Origin of the sequence: Sulfitobacter sp. SBS6, assembly GCF_048285585.1 — a bacterium.
GTDB lineage: Bacteria > Pseudomonadota > Alphaproteobacteria > Rhodobacterales > Rhodobacteraceae > Sulfitobacter > Sulfitobacter pontiacus.
This window is the reverse complement of the sequence record NZ_JBLWBA010000005.1, coordinates 853,532-880,528: the sequence shown is the minus strand read 5'-3', so window position 1 is coordinate 880,528 and position 26,997 is coordinate 853,532. Positions and strand designations below refer to the sequence as shown.

At 61.5% G+C, this 26,997-nt stretch carries 17 protein-coding genes and 1 tRNA gene; 11 read left to right on the top strand and 7 right to left on the bottom strand.

All coding sequences use genetic code 11. The features are described from left to right. A complete protein-coding gene (locus ACNQ62_RS07690) occupies window positions 1-2,241 on the top strand; it encodes a xanthine dehydrogenase family protein molybdopterin-binding subunit (protein WP_353628289.1) in 2,241 nt (746 codons plus the stop codon). Then, entirely contained in the window at window positions 2,238-2,849 is a 612-nt protein-coding gene (locus ACNQ62_RS07685) for a hypothetical protein (RefSeq protein ID WP_353628290.1), read from the top strand. The genes ACNQ62_RS07690 and ACNQ62_RS07685 overlap by 4 nt, the downstream gene beginning before the upstream one ends. Here the strand turns inward: ACNQ62_RS07685 and ACNQ62_RS07680 are convergent, their stop codons facing one another. After that, a complete protein-coding gene (locus ACNQ62_RS07680) occupies window positions 2,850-4,364 on the bottom strand; it encodes a malonate--CoA ligase (protein ID WP_286759420.1) in 1,515 nt (504 codons plus the stop codon). Window positions 4,365-4,519: 155 nt separating this feature from the next. Between ACNQ62_RS07680 and ACNQ62_RS07675 the strand changes: the two genes are divergently transcribed. The 5 genes from ACNQ62_RS07675 (at window position 4,520) to ACNQ62_RS07655 (ending at window position 10,066) form a co-directional block, all read left to right on the top strand. Further along, window positions 4,520-4,593, top strand: a tRNA-Gly gene (locus ACNQ62_RS07675). Between the two features lie 137 nt (window positions 4,594-4,730). Continuing rightward, window positions 4,731-6,530 (top strand): ABC transporter transmembrane domain-containing protein, encoded by a 1,800-nt coding sequence (locus tag ACNQ62_RS07670; RefSeq protein WP_064217385.1) that lies wholly within the window; start codon window positions 4,731-4,733, stop codon window positions 6,528-6,530. Window positions 6,531-6,597: 67 nt separating this feature from the next. After that, window positions 6,598-7,029 carry a peptidoglycan-binding protein LysM gene (lysM, locus tag ACNQ62_RS07665; RefSeq protein ID WP_037943733.1) on the top strand — a complete coding sequence of 144 codons (432 nt, stop codon included), beginning with the start codon at window positions 6,598-6,600 and terminating at the stop codon, window positions 7,027-7,029. Between the two features lie 218 nt (window positions 7,030-7,247). After that, on the top strand, window positions 7,248-9,125 hold the full coding sequence (locus tag ACNQ62_RS07660; protein ID WP_009826457.1) for an acyl-CoA synthetase: 1,878 nt from the start codon (window positions 7,248-7,250) through the stop codon (window positions 9,123-9,125). After that, complete coding sequence (locus ACNQ62_RS07655; RefSeq protein WP_418094549.1) at window positions 9,122-10,066, top strand: alpha/beta hydrolase; 945 nt, start codon at window positions 9,122-9,124, stop codon at window positions 10,064-10,066. The genes ACNQ62_RS07660 and ACNQ62_RS07655 overlap by 4 nt, the downstream gene beginning before the upstream one ends. 9 nt (window positions 10,067-10,075) lie before the next feature. Here the strand turns inward: ACNQ62_RS07655 and ACNQ62_RS07650 are convergent, their stop codons facing one another. The 6 genes from ACNQ62_RS07650 to ACNQ62_RS07625 form a co-directional block, all read right to left on the bottom strand. Further along, complete coding sequence (locus ACNQ62_RS07650) at window positions 10,076-10,912, bottom strand: alkaline phosphatase family protein (protein ID WP_418094548.1); 837 nt, start codon at window positions 10,910-10,912, stop codon at window positions 10,076-10,078. A 69-nt stretch (window positions 10,913-10,981) separates the two neighbouring features. Continuing rightward, entirely contained in the window at window positions 10,982-12,619 is a 1,638-nt protein-coding gene (locus ACNQ62_RS07645) for an ABC transporter ATP-binding protein (RefSeq protein WP_418094547.1), read from the bottom strand. Continuing rightward, window positions 12,616-13,431, bottom strand: coding sequence for an ABC transporter permease (locus tag ACNQ62_RS07640; RefSeq protein ID WP_009826461.1), 816 nt, complete (start codon window positions 13,429-13,431; stop codon window positions 12,616-12,618). The genes ACNQ62_RS07645 and ACNQ62_RS07640 overlap by 4 nt, the downstream gene beginning before the upstream one ends. A gap of 133 nt (window positions 13,432-13,564) precedes the next feature. Next, window positions 13,565-14,521, bottom strand: a complete 957-nt coding sequence (locus ACNQ62_RS07635; RefSeq protein ID WP_005852247.1) for an ABC transporter permease — start codon at window positions 14,519-14,521, stop codon at window positions 13,565-13,567. Between the two features lie 14 nt (window positions 14,522-14,535). Continuing rightward, window positions 14,536-16,140 (bottom strand): ABC transporter substrate-binding protein, encoded by a 1,605-nt coding sequence (locus ACNQ62_RS07630; protein ID WP_243251565.1) that lies wholly within the window; start codon window positions 16,138-16,140, stop codon window positions 14,536-14,538. A gap of 132 nt (window positions 16,141-16,272) precedes the next feature. Next, entirely contained in the window at window positions 16,273-18,267 is a 1,995-nt protein-coding gene (locus ACNQ62_RS07625; RefSeq protein ID WP_418094546.1) for a CocE/NonD family hydrolase, read from the bottom strand. Between the two features lie 367 nt (window positions 18,268-18,634). Here ACNQ62_RS07625 and ACNQ62_RS07620 point away from each other — a divergent pair, with 367 nt between their 5' ends. From ACNQ62_RS07620 to ACNQ62_RS07605, 4 genes are all read left to right on the top strand, one after another. Further along, entirely contained in the window at window positions 18,635-22,105 is a 3,471-nt protein-coding gene (locus ACNQ62_RS07620; RefSeq protein ID WP_418094545.1) for an Ig-like domain-containing protein, read from the top strand. Between the two features lie 136 nt (window positions 22,106-22,241). Further along, window positions 22,242-23,549, top strand: a complete 1,308-nt coding sequence (locus ACNQ62_RS07615; protein WP_418094706.1) for a TolC family protein — start codon at window positions 22,242-22,244, stop codon at window positions 23,547-23,549. Continuing rightward, complete coding sequence (locus tag ACNQ62_RS07610; RefSeq protein WP_340288974.1) at window positions 23,546-25,768, top strand: ATP-binding cassette domain-containing protein; 2,223 nt, start codon at window positions 23,546-23,548, stop codon at window positions 25,766-25,768. Before ACNQ62_RS07615 ends, ACNQ62_RS07610 begins: the two co-directional genes overlap by 4 nt. Beyond that, complete coding sequence (locus ACNQ62_RS07605; protein ID WP_418094544.1) at window positions 25,765-26,955, top strand: HlyD family type I secretion periplasmic adaptor subunit; 1,191 nt, start codon at window positions 25,765-25,767, stop codon at window positions 26,953-26,955. Before ACNQ62_RS07610 ends, ACNQ62_RS07605 begins: the two co-directional genes overlap by 4 nt. Window positions 26,956-26,997: the final 42 nt, after the last annotated feature.

Sequence of the window (26,997 nt, the reverse complement as noted above, 5' to 3'; positions counted from 1 at the left end):
ATGGGACGTGTGAAAACAATTGCCCGCCGCAGCTTCCTGATCGGCTCTGCCGCTGTCGCAGGCGGCGTCGTCTTTGGCACCTATCTTTACAAACGCGAGGGGGAGAACCCGCTGCTCGACGGGTTGAAACCCGGCGAAACCGCGATCACCCCCTACGTTAAAATAGACGCCCAAGGGATCACGCTGATCACGCCGCGCGCGGATGTGGGGCAGGGCGCGTGGTCGATGCAGGCGCATATGATCGCCGAAGAGCTCGACATTGACCCACGCAGCGCCAAGCTGTCGCCCGGTCCGGCGGATGCGATTTACTACAACGGCGTTGTCGGGGCAGAGGCGCTGCCGATTGCCGCGACCTCTGACACGATGCTGGCACGCGGCGGGCGCGGTGCGGTCGATGTCATGGGCAAGCTGATGGGGCTGCATATCACCGGCGGCTCGTCCACCGTGCCTGATATGTATGATCGCCTGCGCATGGCCGGTGCCGTCGCACGCGAGACGCTGATCAAGGCCGCGATGAAGCAGACCGGCCTGCCGCGGGACCAACTGGGGACAGAGAACGGCTGCATCGTGCTGCCCGATGGGTTGAAGATCGAATACATCGACCTTGCCAGCATCGCCGCCGAGATCGAGCCGGTACAGGATGTCACCCTGCGTGATCCGTCGGAATGGCGCTATCTGACCAAGCCGCAGAAGCGGACCGACATCGTGGCGAAATCCACCGGTCGGCAGATCTACGGCATCGACATGCAGATGGACGGTATGGTGATCGCCACGACCCGCACCAATCCTGCGATTGGCGGCGGGCTGAACGGTTTTGACGCCGAGGCCGCACGCCAGATGCGCGGGGTCAGCGCGGTCTTGCCTATCACCGGCGGCATCGCTGTGGTGGCGGATAACACATGGCGCGCGTTTCAGGCGGCGCAGGCGGTTGAATGTGACTGGGGCCCGTCGCCCTATATCGGTGACAGCGCCGATCAGTTTGCCGCTGTGGCGGCCTCTTTCACCGAGGATCACCGCGACAGCCGGTTCAAGGACGAAGGCGATGTAGAAGAGGCGTTGCAAGATGCCTCGGTGGTCGAGGCGGAATACCGCATCCCCTATCTGGCCCATGCCCCGATGGAACCGATGAGCGTCGTGGTCAAGCTGACCGAGAGGCGGCTGGATATCTGGACCGGCACGCAAATCCCCCGTTTCGTCAAGGCGAATATGGCGCGGCTGACAGGGTTGGACGGGGATGACATCCACGTGCATGTGCTGATGTCCGGTGGCAGCTTTGGCCGGCGCCTTGAGGATGATTATATCGCCCAAGCGGTCGAGATCGCGATGCAGATGCCTGACACGCCGATCAAGATGATCTGGCAGCGCGAGGAAGACTTCACCCATGATTTCCCCCGCCCGCTGGCCATTGCGCGCGGGCGCGGTGCTGTGGCGGATGCCGGTATCGCGACGTTTGATCTGTCGATCGCGGCCCCCTCGGTCGCTGAATCGTCGCTCGCAAGGTTGAACCAGCCCGCCTTCGGCCCTGATGTGGCGATTGTCGCGGGGGCCTGGGACCAGCCGTTCCAGATCCCCAACTACCGCGTCACCGGCTACCGCACGCCAGCGATGGTGCCCATCAGCTCTTGGCGGTCGGTCGGGGCATCGGGCAACGGGTTCATGCACGAAAGCTTCATGGACGAGATGTGCCACGCCGCGGGTGCAGACCCGTTGCAAGAGCGGCTGCGCCTGTGTTGGCACGACGCATCGCGCAAGGTGCTGGAGGCCGTGGGCGAGATGTCTGAGTGGGGCAGCGATCTGGGGCCGAACCGGGGGCGGGGGCTGGCCTTTACGCTAGCCTTCGGCGTGCCCGTGGCCGAGGTGGTCGAGGTCACCAACACCCCCGACGGCATCCGTATCGACAAGGTGTTCGTCGCCGCCGATGTGGGCCGCGTGCTGGACCCCGTGAACTTTGAGGCGCAGCTGCAAGGCGGTGTGATCTTTGGCTTGGGCCACGCGATGAACTGCGAGCTGACCTACCGCGACGGCGTGGCAGAGCAGGATAACTACCACGCCTACGAAGGGATGCGCCTGCACCAGACGCCTTTGATCATGGTGCGCGGGCTTGAGAATGGCGACAAGATCAGGGGCATCGGTGAACCCGCCGTCCCCCCCGCAGCACCTGCTTTGGTCAATGCGATCTTTGCCGCGACGGGGCAGCGTATCCGCGAACTGCCGCTGTCCAAGTCGATTGATTTTGTATGATCTCCCTTCGCGGGGCGATCATCGGCGGGATCATCGCGCTGGCCTACGCGGGCGGTGCTTTTGCGCAAGAAGCACCCGATCGCGCGGCGGCGCTGGCGGCGTGGGATGATATCCACACGGTCGTTTCGCATCCGCGCTGTACCAATTGCCACGTGGGCCCCGCTGGCGTGCCGCTCTGGGAGGGGTTGGGCCACGAGGAGGCTGGCGACCAAGCGCCCGTGCACGGCATGAACATCCTTGCCGATGAAAGCCGCATCGGGGCCGAGACGATGCCCTGCCGTACCTGTCACATCAGCGCCGCGTCGGAAAACAACGTCCCGCACGCGCCGCCGATGATTGCGGACGCATGGCGGCTTCCCCCGATTGAGATGGCGTGGAAAGGCAAGACCAGCGCCGAGATATGCGCACAACTGCGTGACCCCGACAGCAACGGTGCCTTTACGCCCGAAGACCTGTCCGATCACCTGCGAACGTCGGCCTTTGTGGCATGGGGCTTTGACCCCGGCGCAGGGCGCGCGGCGGCCCCCGGTAGCATCCCCGAGATGCAGGAGGCACTGGCGATCTGGGTGGCAGGCGGCACGCCCTGTGTGGGCGATCCGCACCCGTAGTCAGCCCTTGAACAGATCCGCATAGGTTTCGCGCAGCAGGTTCTTTTGCACCTTGCCCATCGTATTGCGGGGCAGGGCATCAACCACCACCAGCTTGCGCGGACATTTGAACCGCGCCAGCGATTGCGCGACGGTCTGCGACAGCGCCTCCAGGTCCAGATCACGGCTGCCATCGGCGACCAGCACACCAACCGGTGCCTCGCCCAGATCCCCATGAGCCACGCCGATCACGGCGCTTTCCAGCACGCCGGGTTGATCGTCCAGCACCTGTTCGACCTCTTTGGGATAGATGTTATAGCCGCCGGATATGATCAGATCCTTGCCGCGCCCGACGATCTGCACATAGCCGTCTTCGTCAATCAGCCCGAGATCGCCGGTGATAAAGAACCCGTCCGCGCGCAGTTCAGCGGCGGTTTTTTCGGGCATCTGCCAATAGCCTTGGAAAACATTCGGCCCGCGGACCTCGACGACGCCGATCTCTCCCTGTGGTAGGGTTTCGCCGGTATCGGGGTCGCAAATCTTGAGCTCGACCCCCGGCAGGGGTGTGCCGACGGTACCGCCGCGCCGCGGCCCGTCATAGGGGTTCGAGGTGTTCATATTGGTTTCCGTCATCCCGTAGCGTTCCAGAATACGGTGGCCTGTGCGTTCCTCGAACTGCTTGTGCGTCTCGGCCAGCAAGGGGGCAGAGCCCGAGATGAACAGACGCATATGCGCCGTCAAACCGGCGGTGAAGTCATCAGAGCCCAGCAAACGGGTGTAGAAGGTCGGCACGCCCATCAACGCGGTGGCCTGCGGCATGAAACGGATCAACTGATCGATGTCGAGCTTGGGCAGGAACACCATCGCGCCACCGCTAAGCAGCATGATATTGGTCGCCACGAACAGCCCGTGTGTGTGGAAAATCGGCAGCGCATGCAGCAGCACATCGGCCTTGGTAAATTGCCAGACATCAACCAGCGTTTCGGCGTTGCTCAGCAGGTTTCGCTGGCTCAGCATTGCGCCTTTTGATCGGCCTGTGGTGCCCGAGGTATAGAGGAAGGCGGCCAGATCCTCGGCCGCTCGGTCGACGGTATCGAATGTGTCGGGCAGGGTGGCTGCCAGATCGCGCAGCGTGCCGCGGCCGGTGTTGTCCATCGTCTCTACCGCAGCACCGGCGGCGGCAGCGACCGGCGTGAGTTCGGGAACATCGGCAGGATCGCAAACCAGCAGCCGCGCGCCCGAGTTGCCGACGAAATAATCCACCTCGGACGCGGTGTAGCCGGGGTTGAGCGGTAAGAACACCAGCCCTGCCTGCACGCAAGCGGCATAAAGCGCCAGCGCATCCGGCGATTTGCCGACCTGCACCGCGACACGGTCGCCCGCTGTCAGCCCCTTGTCCGAAAACGCATTGGCATAGCGCGCGGCAGAGCGGATGAATTGGTCGTGGGTGATGGTGCGCCCGTCCGGCAGGATCAGGAACGGCGTGTTTTGCCCGATGTGGCGACCGAATAAAGCGTCGTAAAGCGGGTTGGGCATCGTCGTCTCCTTCTGACCTTTGGTAGCGCGGAATTTGCGCCATCGGCAGGGCCAGGTAAAGGGCAGCAAATGGCGCATTTTGATCTTTGCTGCATTTCGCGCGTGCAGACGGCCTTGACGACCCGCAGCGTATGACTTACCCCTCCTCCCGTAGCGCGGGCGTTGTGTAATGGTAAGACCTCTGCCTTCCACGCAGAAGACGCGGGTTCGATTCCCGCCGCCCGCTCCACTCCTTTCCCGACATCCTTTTGATTTTCGCTGTTTGCGCTGGATCAATGCGCTTTTGTCGCAAGCGCCTTAGGGGTGCAGCCCTTGACCCCGCGCGATGTGCGGGCGATGACACGGCAGCACTCCAAAGGATATCTCATGGCACGTACCCCGACGCCCGGCCCCGGCACCGAAGAACGCGAAAAATCGCGTGAGTTGGGGGCCCTGCGCGCGCTGCTGCCGTTTCTTGCGCCCTATCGCGGGCTGATGATCGCGGCCATTCTGGCGCTGGTGCTCACGGCGATGATCTCTTTGACGCTGCCGCTGGCCGTGCGCCGCGTGATCGATAACTTCGGCACCGGCGAGGCCGAACTGCTGGACCAGTACTTCGTCGCCGCCCTGATCATCGCCGCACTTCTGGCTGTGGGCACGGGGCTGCGCTATGCGCTGGTGACGCGCTTTGGCGAACGGGTCGTTGCCGATATCCGCAAGGCGGTGTTCGATCGCGTGATCTCGATGAGCCCGGCGTTCTACGAGAACCTGATGACCGGCGAGGTGCTGAGCCGGATCACCACGGACACCACGCTGATCCTGTCGGTGATCGGGTCGTCCGTGTCCATCGCGCTGCGCAATATGCTGATCGTGACCGGTGGGTTGGTGCTGATGCTGTTCACCTCGGCCAAGCTGACGGCGATGGTGTTGTTGATTGTACCGGCGGTAATCGTGCCGATCCTTGTTCTGGGGCGGCGCTTGCGGGTGCTGAGCCGTGAAAATCAGGACTGGATCGCGGCAAGCTCGGGCAATGCGTCCGAGAGTTTGGGCGCGGTGCAGACCGTGCAGGCCTTTACCAACGAGGCCGCCAGCCAATCGCAATTCGCACAGATGACGGAAGCGTCCTATGATGCGGCGCAGCGTCGGATCAAGACCCGCGCGCTGATGACGATTATTGTGATCTTTCTGGTATTTGCCGGCGTCGTGGGCGTTTTGTGGATGGGCGCGCGGGATGTGCGTGCCGACCAGATGACCCCCGGTGCCTTGGTGCAATTCGTGATCTATGCCGTAATGGTGGCAGGCGGGGTCGCAGCGCTGTCCGAGATCTGGGGTGAACTTCAACGCGCCGCCGGTGCCACGGAACGTCTGGTAGAGCTATTGCGGACCGAAGACACCGTGCAAGACCCCGCTGCGGCCATCGCCTTGCCCAGCCCGGTCGCCGGTCGGATTGCCTTTGAAGACGTGCATTTCAGATACCCTGCACGACCTGATGTGCAGGCACTGGACGGGGTCAACCTGTCGATCAACCCCGGTGAAACGGTCGCGTTCGTCGGGCCCTCGGGTGCAGGCAAAACCACAATCATCCAGTTGATTCTGCGGTTCTATGACCCTGCCTCCGGGCGGATCACCCTTGACGGGGTCGATCTGCGCGATGTCTCGCGTGCGGCCTTCCGCCGGTCGGTCGCCTTGGTGCCGCAAGACCCGGTGATCTTCGCCGCCTCTGCCCGCGAGAACATCCGCTTTGGCCGCCCCGACGCGACAGACGCCGAGATTGACGCCGCGGCCGAGGCCGCCGCCGCCCACGGGTTCATCAGCGCATTGCCCGACGGCTACGACAGCTATCTGGGCGAACGCGGGGTGATGCTGTCGGGCGGGCAAAAGCAGCGTATCGCTATCGCCCGCGCCATCCTGCGCGACGCGCCGGTGCTGCTGCTCGACGAAGCCACAAGCGCCTTGGATGCCGAAAGCGAACGCGCCGTGCAGGCCGCCGTGGATCGGTTGAGCGCGGACCGCACCACCCTGATCGTCGCGCACCGTCTGGCGACGGTGAAAAAGGCCGACCGCATTGTCGTGCTGGAAGCAGGGCGGATCGTCGATATGGGCACCCATGACGAGCTGGTTACCAAGGGGGGGCTCTATGCGCGCCTGGCGCGGCTGCAATTCACCGATGGTCTCGCGGACGTATAAAAAACCTTGTGAATTTTACGGTTAAATGGAAACAATCACACCCGAATGGATCCAGAAGGAGAACAACATGGGTTTGTGGAGTTTCGTAAAAGACGCCGGCAAGAAAGTGTTTGGCGGCGGTGATGATACCGAAGTCACCGGAGCCGCGCTTCAGGATGAATTGAAAGACCTCGGGCTTGATGCTGAAGGGCTCGATATTTCTGTCGAAGGCGACAAGGTCAAGGTCTCGGGCAAGGCGGCGAGCCAAGAGATGAAAGAAAAGGTCATTCTGGCCGTGGGGAACGTCGAAGGCGTTGCCGCGGTTGAGGAAGACATGGACGGCGGCGAGGGGGACGGCACCTTCCACACCGTTGAAAAGGGCGACACGCTTTGGGCTATCGCTGCCAAGACCCTTGGCAATGGCGCGCGCTATGAAGAAATCTTTGAAGCGAATAAACCCATGCTGACCCACCCCGATAAAATCTATCCCGGTCAGATGCTGCGTATTCCTGCCAAGTAATCGCACTACACAAAAGGGGTGCGCCACGTGCTTTTACCCCATAAAAGAGAGCGGCAGGCGGCGTCTGCCGCTCTTTTTCGAGCCTTCCGTTGGGTCAGTGGGCTTGAACGCAGCGTTTGAGCGCCTGCAAATGCTTGCGAAAGCTGAAATTAGCAATCATCTTTGACAACAGGGAATAACGGGATGCGGGCAAACCGCACCACTAAGGGAGGAAAATAATGTCATTTGCCGGTGTAGAAGACCGTAACGCAATCGAAGCAGAAATGCCGTGGGCTGACCGCGACGTGCCCAAAACACTTTGGAGCATGTTGAGCGAAACCGCCGGAAAGTTTCCAAGCCACGACGCAATCAGCTACCAGATTTTCTCTGGGCCGAAAGATCACGCGGAAACCCTAAGCTGGTCGCAGCTGCGGGGGCAGGTGGGTCGTGCGGCCAATCTGTTTCGGTCGCTGGGTGTGGGGCCGACCGATGTGGTCGCCTATGTCCTGCCAAACTGTAACGAGACGGTCATCACGCTTCTGGGCGGTGCCGTCGCAGGGATCGCAAACCCCATCAACCCGCTGCTCGAGGCAGAGCAGATCGGATCGATCCTGCGTGAAACCAATGCCAAGGTCGTTGTGACCCTGCGGCCTTTCCCCAAGACGGATGTGGCCGAGAAAACCGCCGAGGCGGTCAAGCTGGCACCGAATGTCACGACCGTGCTCGAAGTGGACCTGTGCCGCTATCTGACCGCGCCAAAGTCGTGGATCGTGCCGCTGATCCGTCCAAAGTTGAAGGTCACCAATCAGGCGACCTACAAGAATTTCAATTCCGAAATCGCCAAGCAACCGGCCGAGCTAACATTCGACGATCCGCAAGAGGATCGCGTCGCCTTCTACTTCCACACCGGCGGTACAACGGGCATGCCGAAAGTGGCGCAGCACAAGTATTCCGGCATGGTCTATAACGGCTGGCTTGGGCATACGCTGCTGTATACGGAAAACGACAACATCATGTGTCCGCTGCCGTTGTTCCACGTTTTCGCCTGCCACGTGATCCTTATGGCCGCGGTGAAATCCGGTGCGCATGTGGTCTTCCCGACGCCTCAGGGCTATCGCGGGGACGGGGTGTTCGACAATTTCTGGAAACTGGTCGAGCGCTGGAAAATCACTTTCATCATCACTGTCCCTACGGCGATTTCCGCCAAGATGCAGCGCCCGATCAACGCTGATATCTCGACCGTGAAAACCGCCTTCTCCGGCTCGGCACCCTTGCCGCTGGAACTGTTCCGCCGCTTTGAAAAGGCCACCGGCATCACGCTGATCGAAGGCTACGGCCTGACAGAGGCGACCTGCCTTGTGTCGTCGAACCCGACGGACGGCGTGCGCAAGGTAGGCAGTATTGGCATCACCTTCCCCTATACGGATGTGAAGATTGTCAAAAGCACCAGCGACGGGCTGGTCGAGGCAGAGGTCGACGAGATCGGAGAGATCTGTATCTCGAACCCCGGCGTCTATGCGGGCAATACCTATACCGAAGCCGATAAGAACAAGGATCTCTACTATCAGGGCACGCACCTGCGCACAGGGGATCTGGGCCGTATCGACAGCGACAAATACCTCTGGATTACGGGCCGCGCCAAAGACCTGATCATCCGTGGCGGTCACAACATCGACCCCGCCGAGATCGAAGAGGCGCTTCTGGGTCACGAGGCGGTCGCCTTTGCCGGTGCCATCGGCCAGCCGGATGCCCACGCGGGCGAAGTGCCTTGCGCCTTTGTCGAACTGGTCGCAGGTGCGTCGATCACCGAAGCGGAACTGCTGGAGTTCTGCAAAGAGCACGTGCAGGAACGCGCGGCGCAGCCCAAGCATATGACCATCATGAGCGAGCTGCCCAAAACCGCCGTCGGCAAGATCTTTAAGCCCGACCTGCGCAAAAACGCGATCACGCGCGTCTATGACGAGACGTTGGAAGCCGCCGGTCTGCCCGCGCGTGTTGCCTCTGTCACCGATGACAAGAAACGCGGTCTGGTTGCGCAAATCGCCATGAATGGCGCAAGCGAGGCTGATGTCGGCGCATCGCTGGACGTCTTTACCTTCGGTTGGGAGGCCGCGTGATCCAACCCGACTACCGCGTTCTACTGGATGAGGAAATCTGGGCCTATATGGACCGCTCGGACAGTTTCTATCCACCGGACGCGGTGTCACTCACCATCGACCAGCAGCGCGCTGTCTATAACCGGATGTGCGCTGCTTTTCACCAACCCCACCCTGATGGGGTCCGCACATGGGACGTGGCCTTCGGCGGCGTCCCATGTCGCGTTTACGAGGCCGACACATCCGCGATCACGGTCGTCTACTATCACGGCGGCGGGTTTGTTGTTGGCGGGCTCGACAGTCACGATGATGTTTGCGCCGAAATTTGCGCCGCGACCGGCTGCCGTGTGATCTCTGTCGACTACGCGCTCGCCCCCGAGGTCGTCTTTCCCGCTTGCTTCAACGACGCATGGGCTGCGTTTCAAGCGATTGCAGCCGCATATGGCGGCGGGATTGTATTGGCGGGGGACAGTGCGGGCGGCAATCTTGCTGCCGCCGTCGCCCATACCGCGCGAGGATCTCATGACGGGCGCATAGCGGGTCAGGTTCTGATCTATCCCGGACTGGGCGGAGATCGCAGCAAGGGCAGCTATATCACCCACGCCAACGCGCCGCAGCTGACGGTTGCGGATATGGAGTTTTACCAGCAGGTGCGATCCGGTGGGGCACCGCCTGTGGACGATCCACGCTACGCCCCGCTGCACGATACCGACTTTACCGACCTGCCGCCTACGGTGATCCTCACGGTCGCCTGTGACCCGCTGTCGAGCGACGGGGAAGCCTATGCCGCCGCGATCAACGGGGCAGGCGGGCAGGCCCATTGGCACGAGGCAGCGGGCCTTGTCCACGGCTGTCTGCGCGCGCGGGTGATGTCACGCAAGGCGGCGGCATTCTTTGATCAGGTGACAGCGGCGATCGGCGCTGTCGGGGCAGGGCAGTGGCCTGCCATTAGCACGGCCTAAGAAACGGCATTATTTCAGGAAAGACTGCGCCTTCATGGTATCAGCAACCGGCGCACCCAGACGGCCAAGGATCGTCGGCGCGAGCTGCAGCTGGTCGATCACCGTATCTTCGGACGGCCCTTCGGCATCGCCAAAGTAATACAGCGCGGTTTCCTGCTGTAAGGCACTGCGTCCGCCGTGGTGCCCGCGTTCGTCCTGCCCGTGATCTGCTGTGACGATCACCTCATACCCCAAGGCGCGCCATTTCGGGATGAAGGGGGCCAGCATCTCGTCCATGACGGCGCAGGCGTGGTCCATTTCCTGACAGTCGTGGAAAAAGCGATGCCCCATGCTGTCCAGCGTGCAGGTGTGCAGCATTCCGTAGTTCAGCCCGAACCGCAGCGCCAGATTGGTGAGGGAGCCAAACAGATCCACATCCGAAGGGGTCATCTGGTTCACCAGCCCGTAGCCGGTCATCGTGTGAAACCGGCCGTGGTTGATCGTGTCGCTATCGGGTTCGTCGTATTCCACATCGCGCACATAGTCGAAGGGGTGGCGATTGAAGAATTGCGACCAGAAAGAATGGGCCACGGCCCCTGTCACACCGCCCCCCGCACGGGTCTGGGCGAAGACGTCCTTGTGCTTTAGCCGGAACACATTGCCGTTGCCGGTACAGCCATGTTCAGCCGGTGCCACACCCGTGTGGATCGAGGCATAGCAGGAGGCAGAGATTGACGGGAGCACCGCACGCTGGGTCCAGACCCGCGCCTCGCCACTATCGACCCAGCCTTCCAGATTGCCGAACAGCCGACGGAAATTGCGGTAGGGCACACCGTCGAGGATGATCAAAAGCAGCTTGTTCTTCATGTCGATACCTTTTCGGCCGGCCACAGCGCTTGTATTTGTCCGATGCAATCCGCCTCGTTGCCCACAGGCTTAATTGCCAGCGCTTTCCATTTTGCGATGTGCGATGGTTTCTTCCAGCCAGCCGATTTTCATCTCGGGGACAGAGCTCAGCAGCAGGTCGGTATAATCGTCAAAGGGCGGTGACAGCACCTGACTTTTGGTGCCATACCGCACCACTTCGCCCCGATACATCACAGCGATACTGTCTGCGATGGCTTTTACCGTCGCCAGATCGTGGGTGATGAACAGATAGGCGACATCCTCGATCTTTTGCAGGTTCAAAAGCAGCTTGAGGATGCCATCTGCCACCAGCGGGTCAAGCGCGCTTGTCACCTCGTCGCAGATGATCAGCTTGGGCTTGGCGGCCAGCGCACGGGCGATGCAGACACGTTGTTTCTGCCCGCCCGACAGCTCTGCCGGATAGCGGTCCTGAAACCCGTCGCCCAATTCGATCTCGTCCAGCAGTTCCTGAATACGCTTCTGCTTTGCCTTGCCTTTCAGCCCGAAATAAAACTCCAGCGGGCGGCCGATGATGGTGCCCACGGTCTGGCGCGGGTTCATCGCGGTATCGGCCATCTGGTAGATCATCTGCATCTCGCGCAGGTCTTCGATAGGGCGTTGCGCCAGGGCGGGGGCAAGCTCGCGCCTGTCAAAGGTGATCGTCCCGTCGCTTGGGGGCAGCAGGCCGGTGATCACGCGGGCCAGCGTGGATTTGCCCGAGCCGGATTCCCCCACGACAGCCAATGTCTGGCCCGGGTGAATATCGACGTTGATCTTCTTGAGCACATCAAAATCCGTGCCGGCATAGCGGGCGGTGACGTTTTCGACCCGCAGAACAGGGGTATCTGTCGGTGTCTTTTCCTCGTGGCGGATCGACCGGACTGAAACCAGCGCCTTGGTGTAGTCTTCCTTGGGCGCGTTGATGATCTGGTCAACGGTGCCGTATTCGACCATATCCCCTTGTTGCAGCACCATAATATGATCGCTGACCTGTGCCACAACCGCGAGGTCATGGGTGATATAGAGCGCGGCAACGCCGGTGGCGGCGATGGCTTCTTTGATGGCGGCCAGCACGTCGATCTGCGTGGTCACATCCAGTGCGGTGGTGGGTTCGTCAAAGACCACCAGATCGGGTTGCGGACACAGTGCCAGCGCGGTCATGCAGCGTTGCAACTGCCCGCCAGACACCTGGTGCGGGTAGCGGTTGCCGATGGTTTCAGGGTCCGGCAGACCAAGCTTGCGGAACAGATCAACCGCGCGTTCCTCGGCCTCGGCCTTGGTGAACTTGTTCTGATAGATCGCGGCTTCGGTCACCTGATCCATGATTTTTTTCGCGGGGTTGAAAGACGCCGCCGCGGATTGCGAGACATAAGTGACCTCGGCCCCGCGCAGGCGGCGCACGGCGCGCAGACGCTCCTTGAGGATGTCGCGCCCGTTGACCCAAACCTCGCCGCCGGTGATCTCTACCCCGCCGCGGCCATAGGCCATCGCGGCCAGCCCGATGGTGGATTTGCCCGCGCCGGATTCCCCGATCAGCCCCAGTACCTTGCCGGGTTGCAGATCAAAGTCGACGCCGTGCACGATATTGATATCAATCGGCTTTTCGCCGGGCGGATAGGCGGTCGCGCCGATTTTCAGGCCGCGTACCTTGAGAAGTGGCTCGGTCATCCGCGGCCCCCTTTCAGCGATGTGGTGCGGTTCAAAATCCAGTCCGCAACAAGGTTGATAGAGATGCAAAGCGTGGCGATGGCATAGGCCGGATAGAGCGCCGCCTGAATACCATAGTTGATGCCTTCCTTGTTCTCTTTCACGATGCCGCCCCAGTCGGCTTGAGGGGGCTGTACGCCCAGACCCAAAAACGACAGCGTCGACACAAAGAGCACCGCAAAGATAAACCGCAGGCCCATCTCGGCGATCAGCGGCGACAGCGCGTTCGGCAGGGTTTCACGGAAAATGATCCAGCCGATCTTCTCACCGCGCAGACGGGCGGCCTCGACATAGTCCATCACGGTGATGTCCACGGCCACAGCGCGCGCCAGACGGTAGACACGGGTGCTGTCCAGCAGACCCATCAGGATAATCAGGATCGGCACAGTGGTCGGCATCACCGACAGCACGACAAGCGCAAAGATCAGCGACGGGATCGACATGATCAGATCGACAAAGCGCGAAATGGCTTGGTCGACCCAACCGCCCGAGACGGCTGCGAAGAAGCCCAGAATGGACCCCAGCGTAAAGCTGAGGATGGTGGCTGCGGTGGCGATAAAGATTGTGGTGCGCCCACCGTAGATCATGCGCGATAGCAGATCGCGCCCGATGCTGTCGGTGCCCAGCAGGAACTCCGACGATGAAGGCTCCCACACGTCGCCGACGATTTCAGCCATGCCATAGGGGGCGAGCCAAGGGGCAAAGACGGCCATGATGAAATAGACGCTGGTAAAGAACAGGCCGATCATGGCGGAGATTGGAATGTTTTTCATGGGTTCGCTCCCAAACAAATGAATGGGTCAACGTCAGGTGGCGATACGGGCATGCGGCAGGGGGTCGCGTTGATGCGAAGCTGAACTGCGGCCCCGTGCGTCGCGCATTGCCTCGGGGGGAGGTGCGCGGCGCTCATTTGGGATGCCTCAGGCGCGGGTTGGCAAGGATCGACACGATGTCGGCCACAAGGTTCAACCCGATATAGACGGCCGCAAAGATCAGACCGCAGGCTTGCACCACGGGCACGTCGCGTTTGCTGACGTGATCGACCAGATATTGCCCCATGCCGGGATAGGCAAAGACGACCTCTACCACCACGACGCCGACGACCAGATAGGCGAGGTTCAGCATCACCACATTGACGATCGGGGCGATGGCGTTGGGGAAGGCGTGCTTGCGGATAATCTTCAACATGCCCAAGCCCTTAAGCTCGGCTGTTTCGATATAGGCCGATTGCATCACATTCAGGATCGCGGCGCGGGTCATGCGCATCATATGCGCCAATACGACCAGCGTCAGCACCATCACCGGAATGGCAATCGCGTTCAGCTTGGCCCCGAGGCTCATGCTGTCGTTGATGATCGCCACCGATGGAAACAGCCGCCATTTGATCGCCACCCAATAGATCAGCACATAGCCGATCATGAATTCCGGGATAGAGATCGTGGTCAGCGTGACGGCCGAAATCAGCTTGTCGGGCCAGCGGTCTTTGTAGCGCACAGCCAGCAGACCCAGAAAGATCGCCAGCGGCACAGAGATTGCAGCAGCCCAGAAGGCGAGGAAAAGCGTGTTCTTCAGACGCCCGCCAAGGCTTTCTGCGATGTCGCGGCCATTGGTCAGCGCGGTGCCCAAGTCTCCTTGAAGCACGCCGCCCAGCCAGGCGAAATAGCGGGTCATGGCGGGATCGTTCATGCCAAGCTCTCGGCGCAGGTTCGCAAGCGCTTCGGGCGTGGCGGATTGACCTAGGATGGATTGTGCCACGTCGCCGGGCAAAATCGAAGTGCCTACGAAGATCAGGATCGACGCGGCAAAAAGGAGAAGAAGGCCCAACGCTAAGCGTTGGGCGATCAGTTTGACGATGGGATGCATAAGCTGGGTTTACCTTATGCGTCTTTGACCCAGCATTTGATCCCGGCTTTGTTGTTGGACAGTTCCGCGTTGGGATCTTCGACCCAGCCGCCGACATTGTTGGCGACACCATCCACAAAGTCGTTGAACATCGGCAGGATCAACCCGCCTTCGTCGCGGATCATCTGACCCATCTTGGAGTAGGTCTCTTTGCGCTTGGCCTCGTCCAGTTCGGCGCGGGCCGACAGCAGCATCTCGTCGAACTCGGGGCGTTTCCAGCGGGTGTCGTTCCAGTCCGCGGTCGACAGATAGGCGGTCGAATACATCTGGTCCTGCACCGGACGGCCACCCCAGTAAGAGGCGCAGAACGGCTGTTTGTTCCAGACCTCGGACCAGTAGCCATCGTTCGGCTCGCGTTTGATCTCAAGCGGGATACCGGCGGCTTTGGCGGATTCTTGGAACAGCGATGCCGCATCGACCGCACCGGGGAAGGCACCGTCTGCAACGCGCAGGATGATCGGGCTGCCATCGTGACCGGAGGCGGCGTAATGCTCTTTCGCCTTCTCGATGGAATGTTCGCGCTGCGGGATCGATTCATCGAACAGCGGATAAGAGCCGTTGATCGGCATGTCGTTCCCGATGGTGCCGTAGCCGCGCAAGATCTTGTCGACCATTTCCTCGCGGTTGATCGCATATTTCAGCGCCAGACGCAGGTCATTGTTGTCGAACGGTGCGGTGTCGACATGAGCGATAAACACATAGTGGCCCCGACCGGCAACGGATTTCACCGTCAGGTTGGGCGCGCGGTCCAGCAGGGCGGCAACCTTGGGATCAACGCGGTTGATCATGTTGACCTGACCCGACTGCAGCGCCGCGGTCCGCGCGGTGGCATCGTTCAGCACCAGCACTTCGTTATAATCGGTGTGGCCGCGGTTGTCGGCGTCCCAGTAGTTTTCGTTGCGCTTGAAGCCGTGGCGCACGCCGGGCTCGTCGACTTCCAGTGTGTAAGGGCCGGTGCCGATGCCCGCGCCGGGGTTGTCCATGCCGCCATCGGGCTGGATCATCAGGTGGTAGTCGGCCAGCAGGTAGGGAAGGTCAGCGTTGCCGACGCCCAGTTCAACGATGAAGTTGTCGCCATCGACCTTCATGTTCTCGATGCCGCGCATGATGCCCAAGGCACCGGATTGGCTGTTTTCATCCGAATGGCGCTGCATGGTTTTCAGCACGTCTTCGGGTGTCATTTCCTTGCCGTTGTGGAACTGGATGCCCTTGCGGATCTTGAACGCCCAGGTTTTCGCATCGGCCGAGGCCTCGTAGCTTTCGGCCATGCGGTTTTCGATTTCCCCGTTGGGATCGACCTCTACAAGGCTTTCGTACAGGTGGCGCAGGTTGTTCAGCGGCACTTCGGAGGCGGTCAGCGCAGGATCGAGCGTGTTGGTGGATTCACCGCCCGACGACCCGATTTTCAGTGTGCCACCGCGAATCGGTGCTTCGTGGGCTGCGGCCTGCGCGTGGTTCGCCAGCATCGAGTTGGCGACGGCGGCTGTCACGCCCAAAGCAGCGGCACGCCCGACGAATTCGCGGCGTGTCATAGTGCCCTTGGCCACTTGGCCGGTCATATGTTTCAGTTGATCATCCATGATGAGAACTCCCTGTTTTAGGTGATACTTCCACGCATTGGTGCGCAGGTTTTTTTATTGACTGGTGGCACAACGTTAAGCATTTCGGCCCGTGTCGCAAGTGGTAATACCGGCGGCCATGTGACGAGTTTGTTACATAAAGTGTCGCTTAATGTCTTCCGTCACGTCGCGTTCATAGATCAGTTTGTCGTTTTCGTACGCTTCAAGACGGGCCGTCAGATGAAAATGGGTCGCGTCCGACCACATCTGCGACCGGGTTTCTGTGCGCAGGATGATGTCGTCCCGCTCCAGCTCTTCGGTCCAGTGACAGGTGCCTTTTGCGGACAGCGGATCGTCGGGGTGAATGCGCCACACCTCCCGCGCGACAGAGCCCGCGATCAGCCCGTGATCGGCATCGCGCAGCTTGCCGAAGTCATCCTCGATGATCAAAGAGACGATGCCGGTGACGCGGTCGATCTCTTGGCGGCGGATGTGGTTTTCGGGGCGCAGTGTCTCTGTCTCCCACGGGGCGGCAGAGGTGGGCGGGGTAAAGCTGTATTCGTCCCCGCCGCTGGTCGGGCGCTGCGGCAGGTCGATCTGGCCTGACGACAGCGTGACCTCTGCCGCTTCGGGCGCAGGCCAGAGCAGGGGCCAATAGGCGGTAGAGATCGACACCCGCAGCCGGTGCCCCTTGGGGATGCGATAGGCGATGTGGTCAAGGTCCAGCGTGATGTCGGTCATGGCACCGGGCGCCATCGCCTGCGGATGTTCGGCGCTGTCGCGATGGGACAGGTTCAGCACGCCATAGGTGATCCGCGCCGAGGCCCCATCAGGGTGGATATGGTTCAACCGCACCGCGATCTGGCCCTGTGGTTTGTCGCAGGCCAGACGCAGGCGCAGACGCGGCGCGCCAAGGATATCCATCTGCTGCGCCAGGGGCCCGCTGTCAAAGCAGACCGACAGCGCATCATCTTGCCTTTGGTCGCCGGGCATTTCGGGGCCAAGCCAGATCGCACAATATTCCCCGCCATCCGCCCCGCAATGCGCGGGGGAGGCGACGCTGCGGTCCAGCGGGGCAGCGGTGTCTTGCAGGCCCTCATCCGTTAGATGCAACGTTTTGACGGGCAGATGCGATGTCGCGCCTGTGGGTTCGGTGATCCAGCGGCCGGGGCGTTCATGTGTCCACGTGGCGGGGCGCATGCCGTCCATCAGATACGCGCGATAATCGGGGTCTTCCTCGACGCCCGTGTCGATCCCCTTGAGACACCTATCCCACCAGCGCAGCGCCTCTTGCAGAAAGCCGATACGGGGTTCGGGGATGGCGAAATGCGGGTATTTATGCACCCAAGGCCCAACGATCCCCTTCGCACCGGGCAACGCCTCGACCAGCTGAGGGACCGCGTTCTTGTAGGAATCGCCCCAGCCGCCAATTGCCAGCACTTTGGCCTTGAGCGCGCTATACTCCTCGATCACCGACCCCTGCTTCCAATAGGCGTCGCGTGATTGGTGGCGCAGCCAAAGCGCGGGGAGAAACGGTTCTGCCTCTAGCCGCTCCAGCCACATTTCGCGCCAGTCAGGGCGCAGGGCAGGGTCGGGCGCGCGGCTGGAATAGGCCCACATCGTCGCCCCCCAGCCAAGGTTCTCGTTCAACAGGCACCCGCCCTTATAGTGGATGTCATCGGCAAAGCGGTCGACGGTGGAACATAGCGTAATCACCGCCTTCAGCGGCTCTGGCGCATGGGCTGCGACCTGCAGCCCGTTAAAGCCGCCCCAGCTGATGCCCATCATGCCCACCGTCCCGCTGCACCACGGTTGCGCGGCAAGCCAGTTGATCACCTCTATGCAGTCGGCCTGTTCCTGAGGGGTGTATTCATCCTCCATCACGCCATAGCTGTCGCCATTGCCGCGCATATCGACCCGCACGCAGGCATATCCGCGTTCGGCAAACCAAGGGTGGGTCAGCGCATCCCGTGCGGTGGTGCCGTCGCGTTTGCGGTAGGGGAGGTATTCCAGAATCACGGGCACAGGCGCGGTATCGGAATTTTCAGGCCGCCAGACTCGTGCGGAAAGCCGGCACCCATCCGAGAGGGTGATGCCCATGTCGGGGTCTTCGATCAGTGATAGCGGGGTGTTCTGGGCGGTATCCATGCCGCGAAGGTCAGGGGGGAGCCCAATATTGTCAACCGTTTGCACGGGCTTGCGGTGTGGTACCCATGGGGATTTTTCCTGAGTGAAATGAGGTGGTTAATTATCTGGCAACGTTAACTATTATTAACGCTTTCCCGCAGTGGTAGAAACTGTGGCCGTGTTGCACTGTTGAAATAAGGCAAGAATGTGGCGTTCCACTTTAACCTTGGCTTTTATGTGTCTAAGCGGCTACCTTCTGCCTCAATAATACGTTTCGTTTTTTACGACGGACATAATCAGGCGGCTGCATGATGCGATCAACGCGTTGGCGGTCATAAAATTTCTCAGGTGTCGCGCGCAGAATGCGCACCGAGGTGGAGCAGATATTATGAAGACGATAGATTTCGTCGTTCGCGATCAAGCGGGCGCATTGCAGCGTGGCACGGTTGCGGAAAACGCAAACTTCCATGTTATCCAAGCGACATCAGGTCAGGAAATCTCGCTGAACCTGCGTCAGACCGATTTCCAATCGCACCAGCGGTCGGGCAACGATCTTGTGCTCACGCTGAATGACGGGTCGGTCATCACCATCGAGAATTACTTTAACGAAACCGGTGCCGCGAACCGCCTGTTCATTTCGTCAGATGGCTATCTGAACGAAGTCGCATTCGTCGAGGCCGAAGGCGGCGGGCTTTATGCGCAATACGGCCCGACCGAGCAGTGGGGCAAATGGAGCCCCTCTGACGATCTGATCTATCTGGGCCGCAGCGATGTGGCGTCTGTGCCGGGCGGTGTCATGCCGGGCGCGGGTGACGACGAAGTGTCGATGTTGGCAGCGCCCTTGCTGGGCGGCGTCGTTGGCGGTGGTGGTGCCGCGGCAGCAGCCGGTGCGGCGGTTGTCGGTGGGGCAGCTGTCATCGGTGGCGGCGGCGGTGGCAATGGCGGCAGCCCTTCGGTCGCACCTCCGTTCGTGAATGAGCCCGACGCAACCGGCACGGTCGGCGGCGACGGCGCGGTAGAGCAGGTCGTTGTCACCGGCGGCGGCGAGCCCGGGTCCGAGGTCGTGGTCACCATCGGCGATAAAGAAGTCACAACAACAGTTGGCGACGACGGCACATTCGAAGCCGTGTTCGAAGGCGATAACTTCCCCGACGACGGCACCTATGAAGCCGAGGTCGTCGTGACCACGGACGGCAATGAGATCGTGCTTGACGGGCCGAGCTTTGTCATCGACACCACAGCGCCCACGGTCACCATGTCCGAAGGCACGCAGAGTGTCGGCGACTTCTTTAACGGTGACTCCTTTGCGAATGGCGTCACGCTGACCGGGAACGGTGAAGCGGGCGCGACCGTTGACGTGACTGTCGCGGATGTCACGCGCAGCACCACCGTCGGCGAAGACGGCACATGGTCCGTCACATTCGAACCCGGCACGCTGGAGGGGGGCGAATACGAGACAGAGGTGCTGATCAAGACCACCGATCAATACGGCAATACCTCCACCACCACCGAAACGCTGGTGGTTGATACCATCGCACCGACCGTCGCTGTGACATCGGGCACGCAATCCGTGGGCGACAGCTATAATGCCGCATCGTTTGGCAACGGTGTCACCCTGAACGGCACGGGGGAGCCCGGTTCGACTGTGCAGCTGACCATCGGTGGCATCACCCGCACCGCAACTGTGGGCGACAACGGCACATGGTCCGCGACATGGCAGGCGGGCACCTTGCCCGAAGGCGAATACGTCAGCGATGTCACCATCGTGACCACCGATGCTTTCGACAACAGCTCCACCTCGACCGAGCAGCTGGTCGTCGATACCGTCTCTGAAGTCGCGATTGCGGCGGATACTGTCGAAGTTGACGGCGTGATCAACGCGGCAGAGCGTGGCGACGGCGTGACGCTGACCGGCACATCGCAGCCCGGGTCGACCGTTCAGGTCACCTTTGGGGGTGTGACCCGTGATGCGGTGGTTGATGCAAACGGCAACTGGTCCGCAGATTTCGCGGCCTCCGAAATCCCAACGGGCGAGACAACGGCGACAGTGACCGCAGTCGCGACCGATGCGGCGGGCAACACGGCCACCGCAACCGGCCAAGTCGATGTCGATACTTTGGTCAACAACCTTGCCTTCACCGGCCAGACCGGCGGCAGCGACGGGGTCGTGAACGCGGCAGAGGCGGCGCAGGGCATCGTGATGACGGGCACGGTTGAACCCGGCTCGACTGTTATGGTCCAGCTTGGCCAGGTGTCGCGTGCGGCCACGGTTGCGGCGGACGGCACATGGACCGTCAGCTTCGCCCCCAGCGACATCCCCGCAGGCACCTACACCAGCACAATGACCGCCACCGCCACCGACGCGGCAGGTAACGTTGATAGCGTATCGCAGTCTGTATCAGTCGATACCGAAGCCGGTTCGCTGACCATCAGCCCGCTGCCCGTCGAGGGCGACGATGTGGTGAACGCGGCCGAGGCAAGCGACGGTGTGGCGATCTCGGGCACCGCCGATGCGGGTGCCGTTGTGCAGGTCACGCTGGCGGGTGTCACCCATACGGTTGTTGCAAATGGCAACGGTCAGTGGACCGCCTATTACGCCGCGGGCGAAGTTGCCCAAGGCGTCTATACCGCCGACATCACCGCAACCACGACCGACGCGGCGGGCAACAGCCGCAGCGCCTCTGACAGCGTGCGCGTGGACACGCGCGTCGACAATCTGTCGCTGAACACCGTCGAAGGCGATGACATCGTGAGCGGGGCAGAGCGTCTGGCGAATGGCGGCGTTCTGGTCACCGGCACCTCTGAAATCGGCTCGTCCGTCGTCGTGTCGCTTGGCGCGGCATCGGTGAACGGCGCGGTGGATGCGAATGGCAACTGGTCCGTCACCTTTGCGCCGGGTCAAGTGCCCGAGGGCACGATCAACACCACCGTTTCGGTCAAGGCGACGGATGCCGCGGGCAACTCTGCCACGGCAAGCCACGCGGTGCTGATCGACACGGTCGTGGATCCGCTCGACATGAACCAAGCGGGCGGCAGCGACGCTGTGGTTAGCGCACGTGAAGCCCAGACCGGCATTGATCTGAACGGTCAGGTCGAGGCGGGATCTAGCGTTGTGGTCAACTTTGACGGCACCAACTACACCGCGTTTGTGGACGGTGCGGGCAACTGGTCGGTCACGATCCCGCCTTCGGAAATCCGTCAGGGCACCTATGATGCCGACATCTCTGTCACCGCGACGGACCATGTGGGCAACATCGCGTCGATCACCGACACGCTCGCAATCGATACCTATGCGCCCGAAGGTCCGGTCATCGCGTCCTATACCCGCGATGGCGACGGTATCCGTGGCATCTCGACCGAGATCAGCCCCGATACGCTTGAGGTGCATCAGGTGAACGCAGACCGCTCCATCTCGGAAGTGGAATCCACCAGCTTTGACATCGAAGCCATTGGCGAGCGTAACTTCCAGTTCGAAAGCAATGTGCCAGACGGGTCCGACCTGATTGTCACAGCCACTGACGCTGCGGGAAACTTTTCCGGCACGTATCTGGCGCTGGATGATGAAGCGGCGAACACGCAGTTGACCCTGACCAACCCGAACCTGGGAAACTACAACATCGAAACCGTTGATCTGCAGTTCGCCGAAGAGGCGCATCTGACGATCACGGAAACCGCGCTGGTCAACCTGTCGAGCAATACGAACGAGCTGATCATCGACGGGCATAACGACGACACCGTGACGATCACAGGCGCGGTACGTGGCGGTTCAGAGGTGCGTGGGGATCAAACCTATGACATCTATACACTGGGCGACGAAGCCACGCTGATGATCGACAACGACATCAACGTCATCGTCTAAAGATTGCACCGCGCCCTCTGTTCAAGGGGGCGCGGTTGGCACACGCAGGCGGCAACGACCGCAGGCGTTTCCAGAATAAAAAAACCGGCACGTTAAGGGCAGGATAATGAGGCAGAGTGTAAAACGGGCAGGGGGCATGTGCGCAGCAGCGCTGGCCCTATCCGGCTGCATGTCGGATTTCGGCAGCGGCATGGTGCCCGGTGACCTGATGCAATCTGACATCGTTACCCGGTTCCGCACCCCCGATGCCTCGCAGGCGATCAAACCCACCTACGCCGAAAAAATCACCGCAGACAGCCAGATCATTCAGGGTCTGGCGCTGCGGTCTTCTGTTTTGCCCGATGACACCGTGTCGGATCAGGTGGCCTCTGCCGTGCTGGCCGCCAACAGCCGCACCGCCGAGGCAGAGCTGCGCGCCGCCACCCTGCGCTCGGAAGCGGCAAGCAAGAACTGGTTGCCCAAGATCGGGCCGCAGGTCAGCCTGACATCCTTGGGGTCGCTGGCGGCCAATCTGGTGGTGGATCAGGTGCTGTTTGACAATGGCCGCCGTGCGGGTGAACGCGCCTTTGCCGTGGCCGATGTCGAGGTCGCTGCCGTGTCGCTGGCGCAAGATACGAACGACCGCGTGGCGACCGCGCTGAAGCTCTATACCAATGCGATCGAGGCGCGCGATACCGCCGCGCTGAACCGTGTCGCGCTTAAGGATATGACGCATTTCGAATGGGTGATGAAGGAACGGGTCAAAGGCGGCGTGTCCGATGTGTCCGACCTGACGATCCTGCGCCAGAAGCTCCTTGAAATCCGCGCCACGCTTGATGCCTCTGTCGAACGCGAAGCCACGTCGATGTCCGAGCTGAACGCCATGTCGATCCGCCCGCTGGATACGCTGCACGGCTTGCCCGAAGTGCCCGTGAACAGCTTTGCCGGTGCGCCGTTGTCCGTGGTGCGTGCCGAGGCCGAAAAGACCCGCGCCATCGCCGCCGCCAAGGTGGAACGCGCCGGATTGCTGCCGGGGTTGTCGGCGGGTGCGACCATCGGTGAAGGGGGCGGCGCAGGGCTGAGCCTTGAATCGGATCAGCTTCTGGGTCTGGGCACCAAAGCCTCGCTTGATGCGTCGGCCATGGCCGAGGAAACCGCGACCCGCAAGGTCCGGCAATCGGTCGAGGATGCCAACCGCGCGCTGCGCCGTCTGGAGAAACAGCTGAGCGCCAAGACCCGTCAGGCCGCCGAGGCAGCGACCCTTGCGGCACAGGCCAAACGCAACCTCGACCTGTTTCAGGAACAATATGACGCCGGTCAGCGTCAGGTCATGGATGTTGTCGGCGTCTACGAAACCTATGCGCGTCAGCAGCAGTCGCAGATCACCCTCAAGTACGAGGCCGTGCGTCTGAAGATCGAGATGGCGCAGATACAGGGCGTGTTGGCGGACGGGAGCGCGATTTGACCCAGAAGCCGACCTTTACGCTGACAATCACCAACGGCAATCAGGGTCGGATGGCGGCGGCGGATGCAGCCCGGCCCAAGGCAGAGAACGCCAACCGCCCCGAAGACCGTCTGATGGCGCGGGCAAAACTGGCCGCGACCTATGCCGGATTGCTGGGCGTCACCACCGCGCCACGCGACATCTTTGACATCGTCGCCACGGCCCCCTTGCAGGGCAATGATCCGCAGGTAGAAGCCGAAGCACTGGCCCGCGGGATGGAAAGCGCCGGACTGGTAACACAAGTCAGCCGTGCGCGGGGGATTTCCAAGGATATGTGGCCTGCGCTGGCCTATATGACCTCGGGGCAGGTCTTGCTTGTCATGGGGCAGCAGCGTGGCGATCTGATCCTGTATGACACGACGTGCACCGACAATCGCGCGATGGTGCCGATCAGCGATTTCAAACCCTTCTTTGCGGGGCTGATCCTGCGGGCCGAAGCCTCGCTGAAAACGGTGGCCGAAACCCATAAGACCGATGGCGCGCCTGCGCATTGGTTCTGGGGGCAGTTTCCGCGCTTTCGCCGCCAGCTGATAGAGGTCGCGACGGGGTCTTTCGTGGCTAACCTGCTGGCCGTCGCTGTGGCGCTGTTTTCCTTGCAGGTCTATGACCGCGTGATCCCGCATCAGTCCGAAGCGACGCTTTGGGTGCTCGCCGCCGGTGCGGGGCTCGCGTTGCTGATGGAAGCTTTCCTCAAGATGGCGCGGGCGCGTCTGATGGATGGGGCAGGGCGGCAGATCGAGCTGTCGGTGCAGGACATCCTGATGCGCCGGTTGCTGGGGATGCGCTCCGACACGCGCGGCCAAGCCCCAAACCAGCTGTTTTCCGCGATGCGCGAATTCGGATCGGTGCGTGAATTCTTTACCGCGTCGACCATTGGCACGATCGCGGATATCCCCTTTATCTTCGTGTTCCTCTTCCTCGTGGCCAGCATTGCGGGGAATGTTGTGTGGGTGTTGGTGCTTGGCGGTATCCTGATGCTTGTGCCGGGGTTCTTTCTGCAAAAGAAAGCGATCCAACTGACGCAGGAGACCCAAGGCGCGTCGACCAAATCCTCGCGGCTGCTGCACGAGGCGATATTCGAGCTTGATACGGTCAAGACCCAAAGGGCAGAGGACCGCGTGCTGCGCCTGTGGACCGAGCTGAACACCCTGTCGTCAGTCAAATCGTCAGAACAACGCAAGCTCGCGTCCTTCCTCACGTTCTGGAGCCAAGGGGTTCAGCAGGCCACCTATGTCGCGGCGGTCATCGTGGGCACCTATCTGGTGTTTGCAGGGGAATTTACCGTGGGGTCGATCATCGCGGTCGGTATCCTGACGGGTCGGACGCTGGGGCCGCTGACACAACTGTCGGGTACCATGGCGCGGTGGGGCAATGTCAAAGGCGCGCTTGACGGGCTCGACGCGATTGTCGCCGCGCCACAGGACACCGCAGAGGCGCGCACCTATCTGCGCCGTGAAAAGCTGAAAGGCCAGTTCGAACTGCGCGACGTGATCTTCCGCTACGAGGATGACGGTGCCCCGACGGTGGACATCAAAGCCATGTTGATCCAGCCGGGGCAGCATGTCGCCGTGCTGGGGGCCAATGGATCGGGCAAATCGACATTGCTGAAGATGCTTAGCGGGCTTTATGCCCCGACCGAAGGGCGCATTCTGGTGGACGGCACAGAGCTGGGCCAGATCGAGCCGCGCGACCTGCGCCGGCTGATCGGCTATCTGGGACAGGACGTGCGCCTGTTCTCGGGCACGCTGCGCGACAACCTGAACCTCACCATGCTGGAACGCGACGACGACCGCCTGCACGCAGCCCTTGACTTCGCAGGGCTGGGGCCGTTCGTGCGCAACCACCACAAGGGGCTGGACCTAGAGATCAAGGACGCGGGCGCGGGCCTGTCCATCGGGCAGCGTCAATCCATCGGTTGGGCGCGCCTATGGTTGCAGGATCCTGCGATCTGCCTGCTGGACGAACCAACAGCAGCGCTGGACCAAAGGTTGGAGGCAACGCTGGTCTCGCGGTTGCAAAGCTGGATGGCAGGGCGCACCGCGATCATCGCGACCCACCGCGCCCCGATCCTTGCGCTGACCGAACGCACGCTGGTGCTGCAGGATGGCCGCATGACCATCGACGGGCCTAAGGAAAAAGTGCTTGCCCATCTGGCCGGTCAGAAGGGGCACGTCGCATGAGCAGTTTCAGCACCACGCCACTGGGCGCGCAGATGACGGGGCAGATGCGCGGGCCGTCCATGGTGATCTGGCTCTGCGGCGCGTCGGTACTGGTCTTCCTGCTGTGGGCTGCCTTTGCTTGGGTCGATGAAATCGTGCGCGCCGAAGGATCGATGATTTCCAGCTCGCGACCCCAGATCATCCAGAACCTCGAAGGTGGTATTCTGGCAGAGCTTGCCGTGGGCGAGGGCGATCATGTGGAGAAGGGCGACGTGTTGGCCCGTCTGCATGGTACCCAGTTCCAATCCGCCGTGGACGAGCTGCGCGACCAGATCAGCGCCTTTGAAATCCGCCGTCTGCGTCTGGAGGCAGAGCTGGCCGGACAGTACGACTTTGACGTGCCCGACGCCTATGCCACGCGCACGCCCGATATCGTCGCCTCTGAACGGGCATTGCTGAAAGCGCGGCAATCGGACTTTGTCTCGCGCTCCGAAGGGGCGGGGCGGGTGCTGACCGAGGCGTTGAAAGAGCGTGAACTGCTTGAGAATATGCTCAAGAAAAAGATCGTTTCGCTGATCGAGGTGACGCGCGCACGCAAGACCCATGCGGATGCGCGGATCAAGCTGGACGAGATCGTCACCGGCACAGAACTGGAGCGTGCGCAGGAATATTCCGATGTGCTCAAGGAATTGGCGACGCTGAAACAGAACCTCAAGGCGAGCACGGACCAGTTGAACCGCACCGTCCTGGTCAGCCCCCTGCGCGGCATCGTCAACAACCTGAGCGTGACCACCATCGGCGGCGTCGTGCGCCCGGGCGAGGAGATTTTGCAGATCATCCCGCTGGACGAAGAGCTTTTCGTCGAGGCCCGCGTCAAGCCCGAAGATATCGCCGGCGTGCGCCCCGGCCAAGAGGCGACGGTCAAGCTGTCGGCCTATGACTATACGATCTATGGCACGTTGAAGGGCACGGTCAAATTGATCTCGGCCGATACGTTCAAGGACGAACGATCCCGCGCGCCGGATGGGGATCCGCACTATAAGGTCACGTTGCAGGTGGACACAGAACACCTCACCCCGCGGCAGGCGTCTTTGCAGATCCGACCCGGCATGCAGGCAAGCGTGGAGTTGCACACAGGGTCAAAGACGGTTTTGCAGTATCTGTTGAAGCCGCTTTACAAGTCCAAAGAGGCGTTTCGGGAGCCGTAGGTTTGGCAAGGGGGGCTGTCTGCCCCCCTGACCCCCCGAGGA

Excerpts from the sequence above, each read along its gene's own strand:
- ACNQ62_RS07650 (WP_418094548.1), bottom strand. The coding sequence starts at position 10,912 with ATGAAGAACAAGCTGCTTTTGATCATCCTCGACGGTGTGCCCTACCGC.
- ACNQ62_RS07615 (WP_418094706.1), top strand. The coding sequence starts at position 22,242 with ATGTGCGCAGCAGCGCTGGCCCTATCCGGCTGCATGTCGGATTTCGGC.
- ACNQ62_RS07690 (WP_353628289.1), top strand. The coding sequence starts at position 1 with ATGGGACGTGTGAAAACAATTGCCCGCCGCAGCTTCCTGATCGGCTCT.
- ACNQ62_RS07660 (WP_009826457.1), top strand. The coding sequence starts at position 7,248 with ATGTCATTTGCCGGTGTAGAAGACCGTAACGCAATCGAAGCAGAAATG.
- ACNQ62_RS07605 (WP_418094544.1), top strand. The coding sequence starts at position 25,765 with ATGAGCAGTTTCAGCACCACGCCACTGGGCGCGCAGATGACGGGGCAG.
- ACNQ62_RS07630 (WP_243251565.1), bottom strand. The coding sequence starts at position 16,140 with ATGGATGATCAACTGAAACATATGACCGGCCAAGTGGCCAAGGGCACT.
- ACNQ62_RS07620 (WP_418094545.1), top strand. The coding sequence starts at position 18,635 with ATGAAGACGATAGATTTCGTCGTTCGCGATCAAGCGGGCGCATTGCAG.
- ACNQ62_RS07625 (WP_418094546.1), bottom strand. The coding sequence starts at position 18,267 with ATGGATACCGCCCAGAACACCCCGCTATCACTGATCGAAGACCCCGAC.
- ACNQ62_RS07680 (WP_286759420.1), bottom strand. The coding sequence starts at position 4,364 with ATGCCCAACCCGCTTTACGACGCTTTATTCGGTCGCCACATCGGGCAA.
- ACNQ62_RS07645 (WP_418094547.1), bottom strand. The coding sequence starts at position 12,619 with ATGACCGAGCCACTTCTCAAGGTACGCGGCCTGAAAATCGGCGCGACC.
- lysM (WP_037943733.1), top strand. The coding sequence starts at position 6,598 with ATGGGTTTGTGGAGTTTCGTAAAAGACGCCGGCAAGAAAGTGTTTGGC.
- ACNQ62_RS07685 (WP_353628290.1), top strand. The coding sequence starts at position 2,238 with ATGATCTCCCTTCGCGGGGCGATCATCGGCGGGATCATCGCGCTGGCC.
- ACNQ62_RS07640 (WP_009826461.1), bottom strand. The coding sequence starts at position 13,431 with ATGAAAAACATTCCAATCTCCGCCATGATCGGCCTGTTCTTTACCAGC.
- ACNQ62_RS07670 (WP_064217385.1), top strand. The coding sequence starts at position 4,731 with ATGGCACGTACCCCGACGCCCGGCCCCGGCACCGAAGAACGCGAAAAA.
- ACNQ62_RS07635 (WP_005852247.1), bottom strand. The coding sequence starts at position 14,521 with ATGCATCCCATCGTCAAACTGATCGCCCAACGCTTAGCGTTGGGCCTT.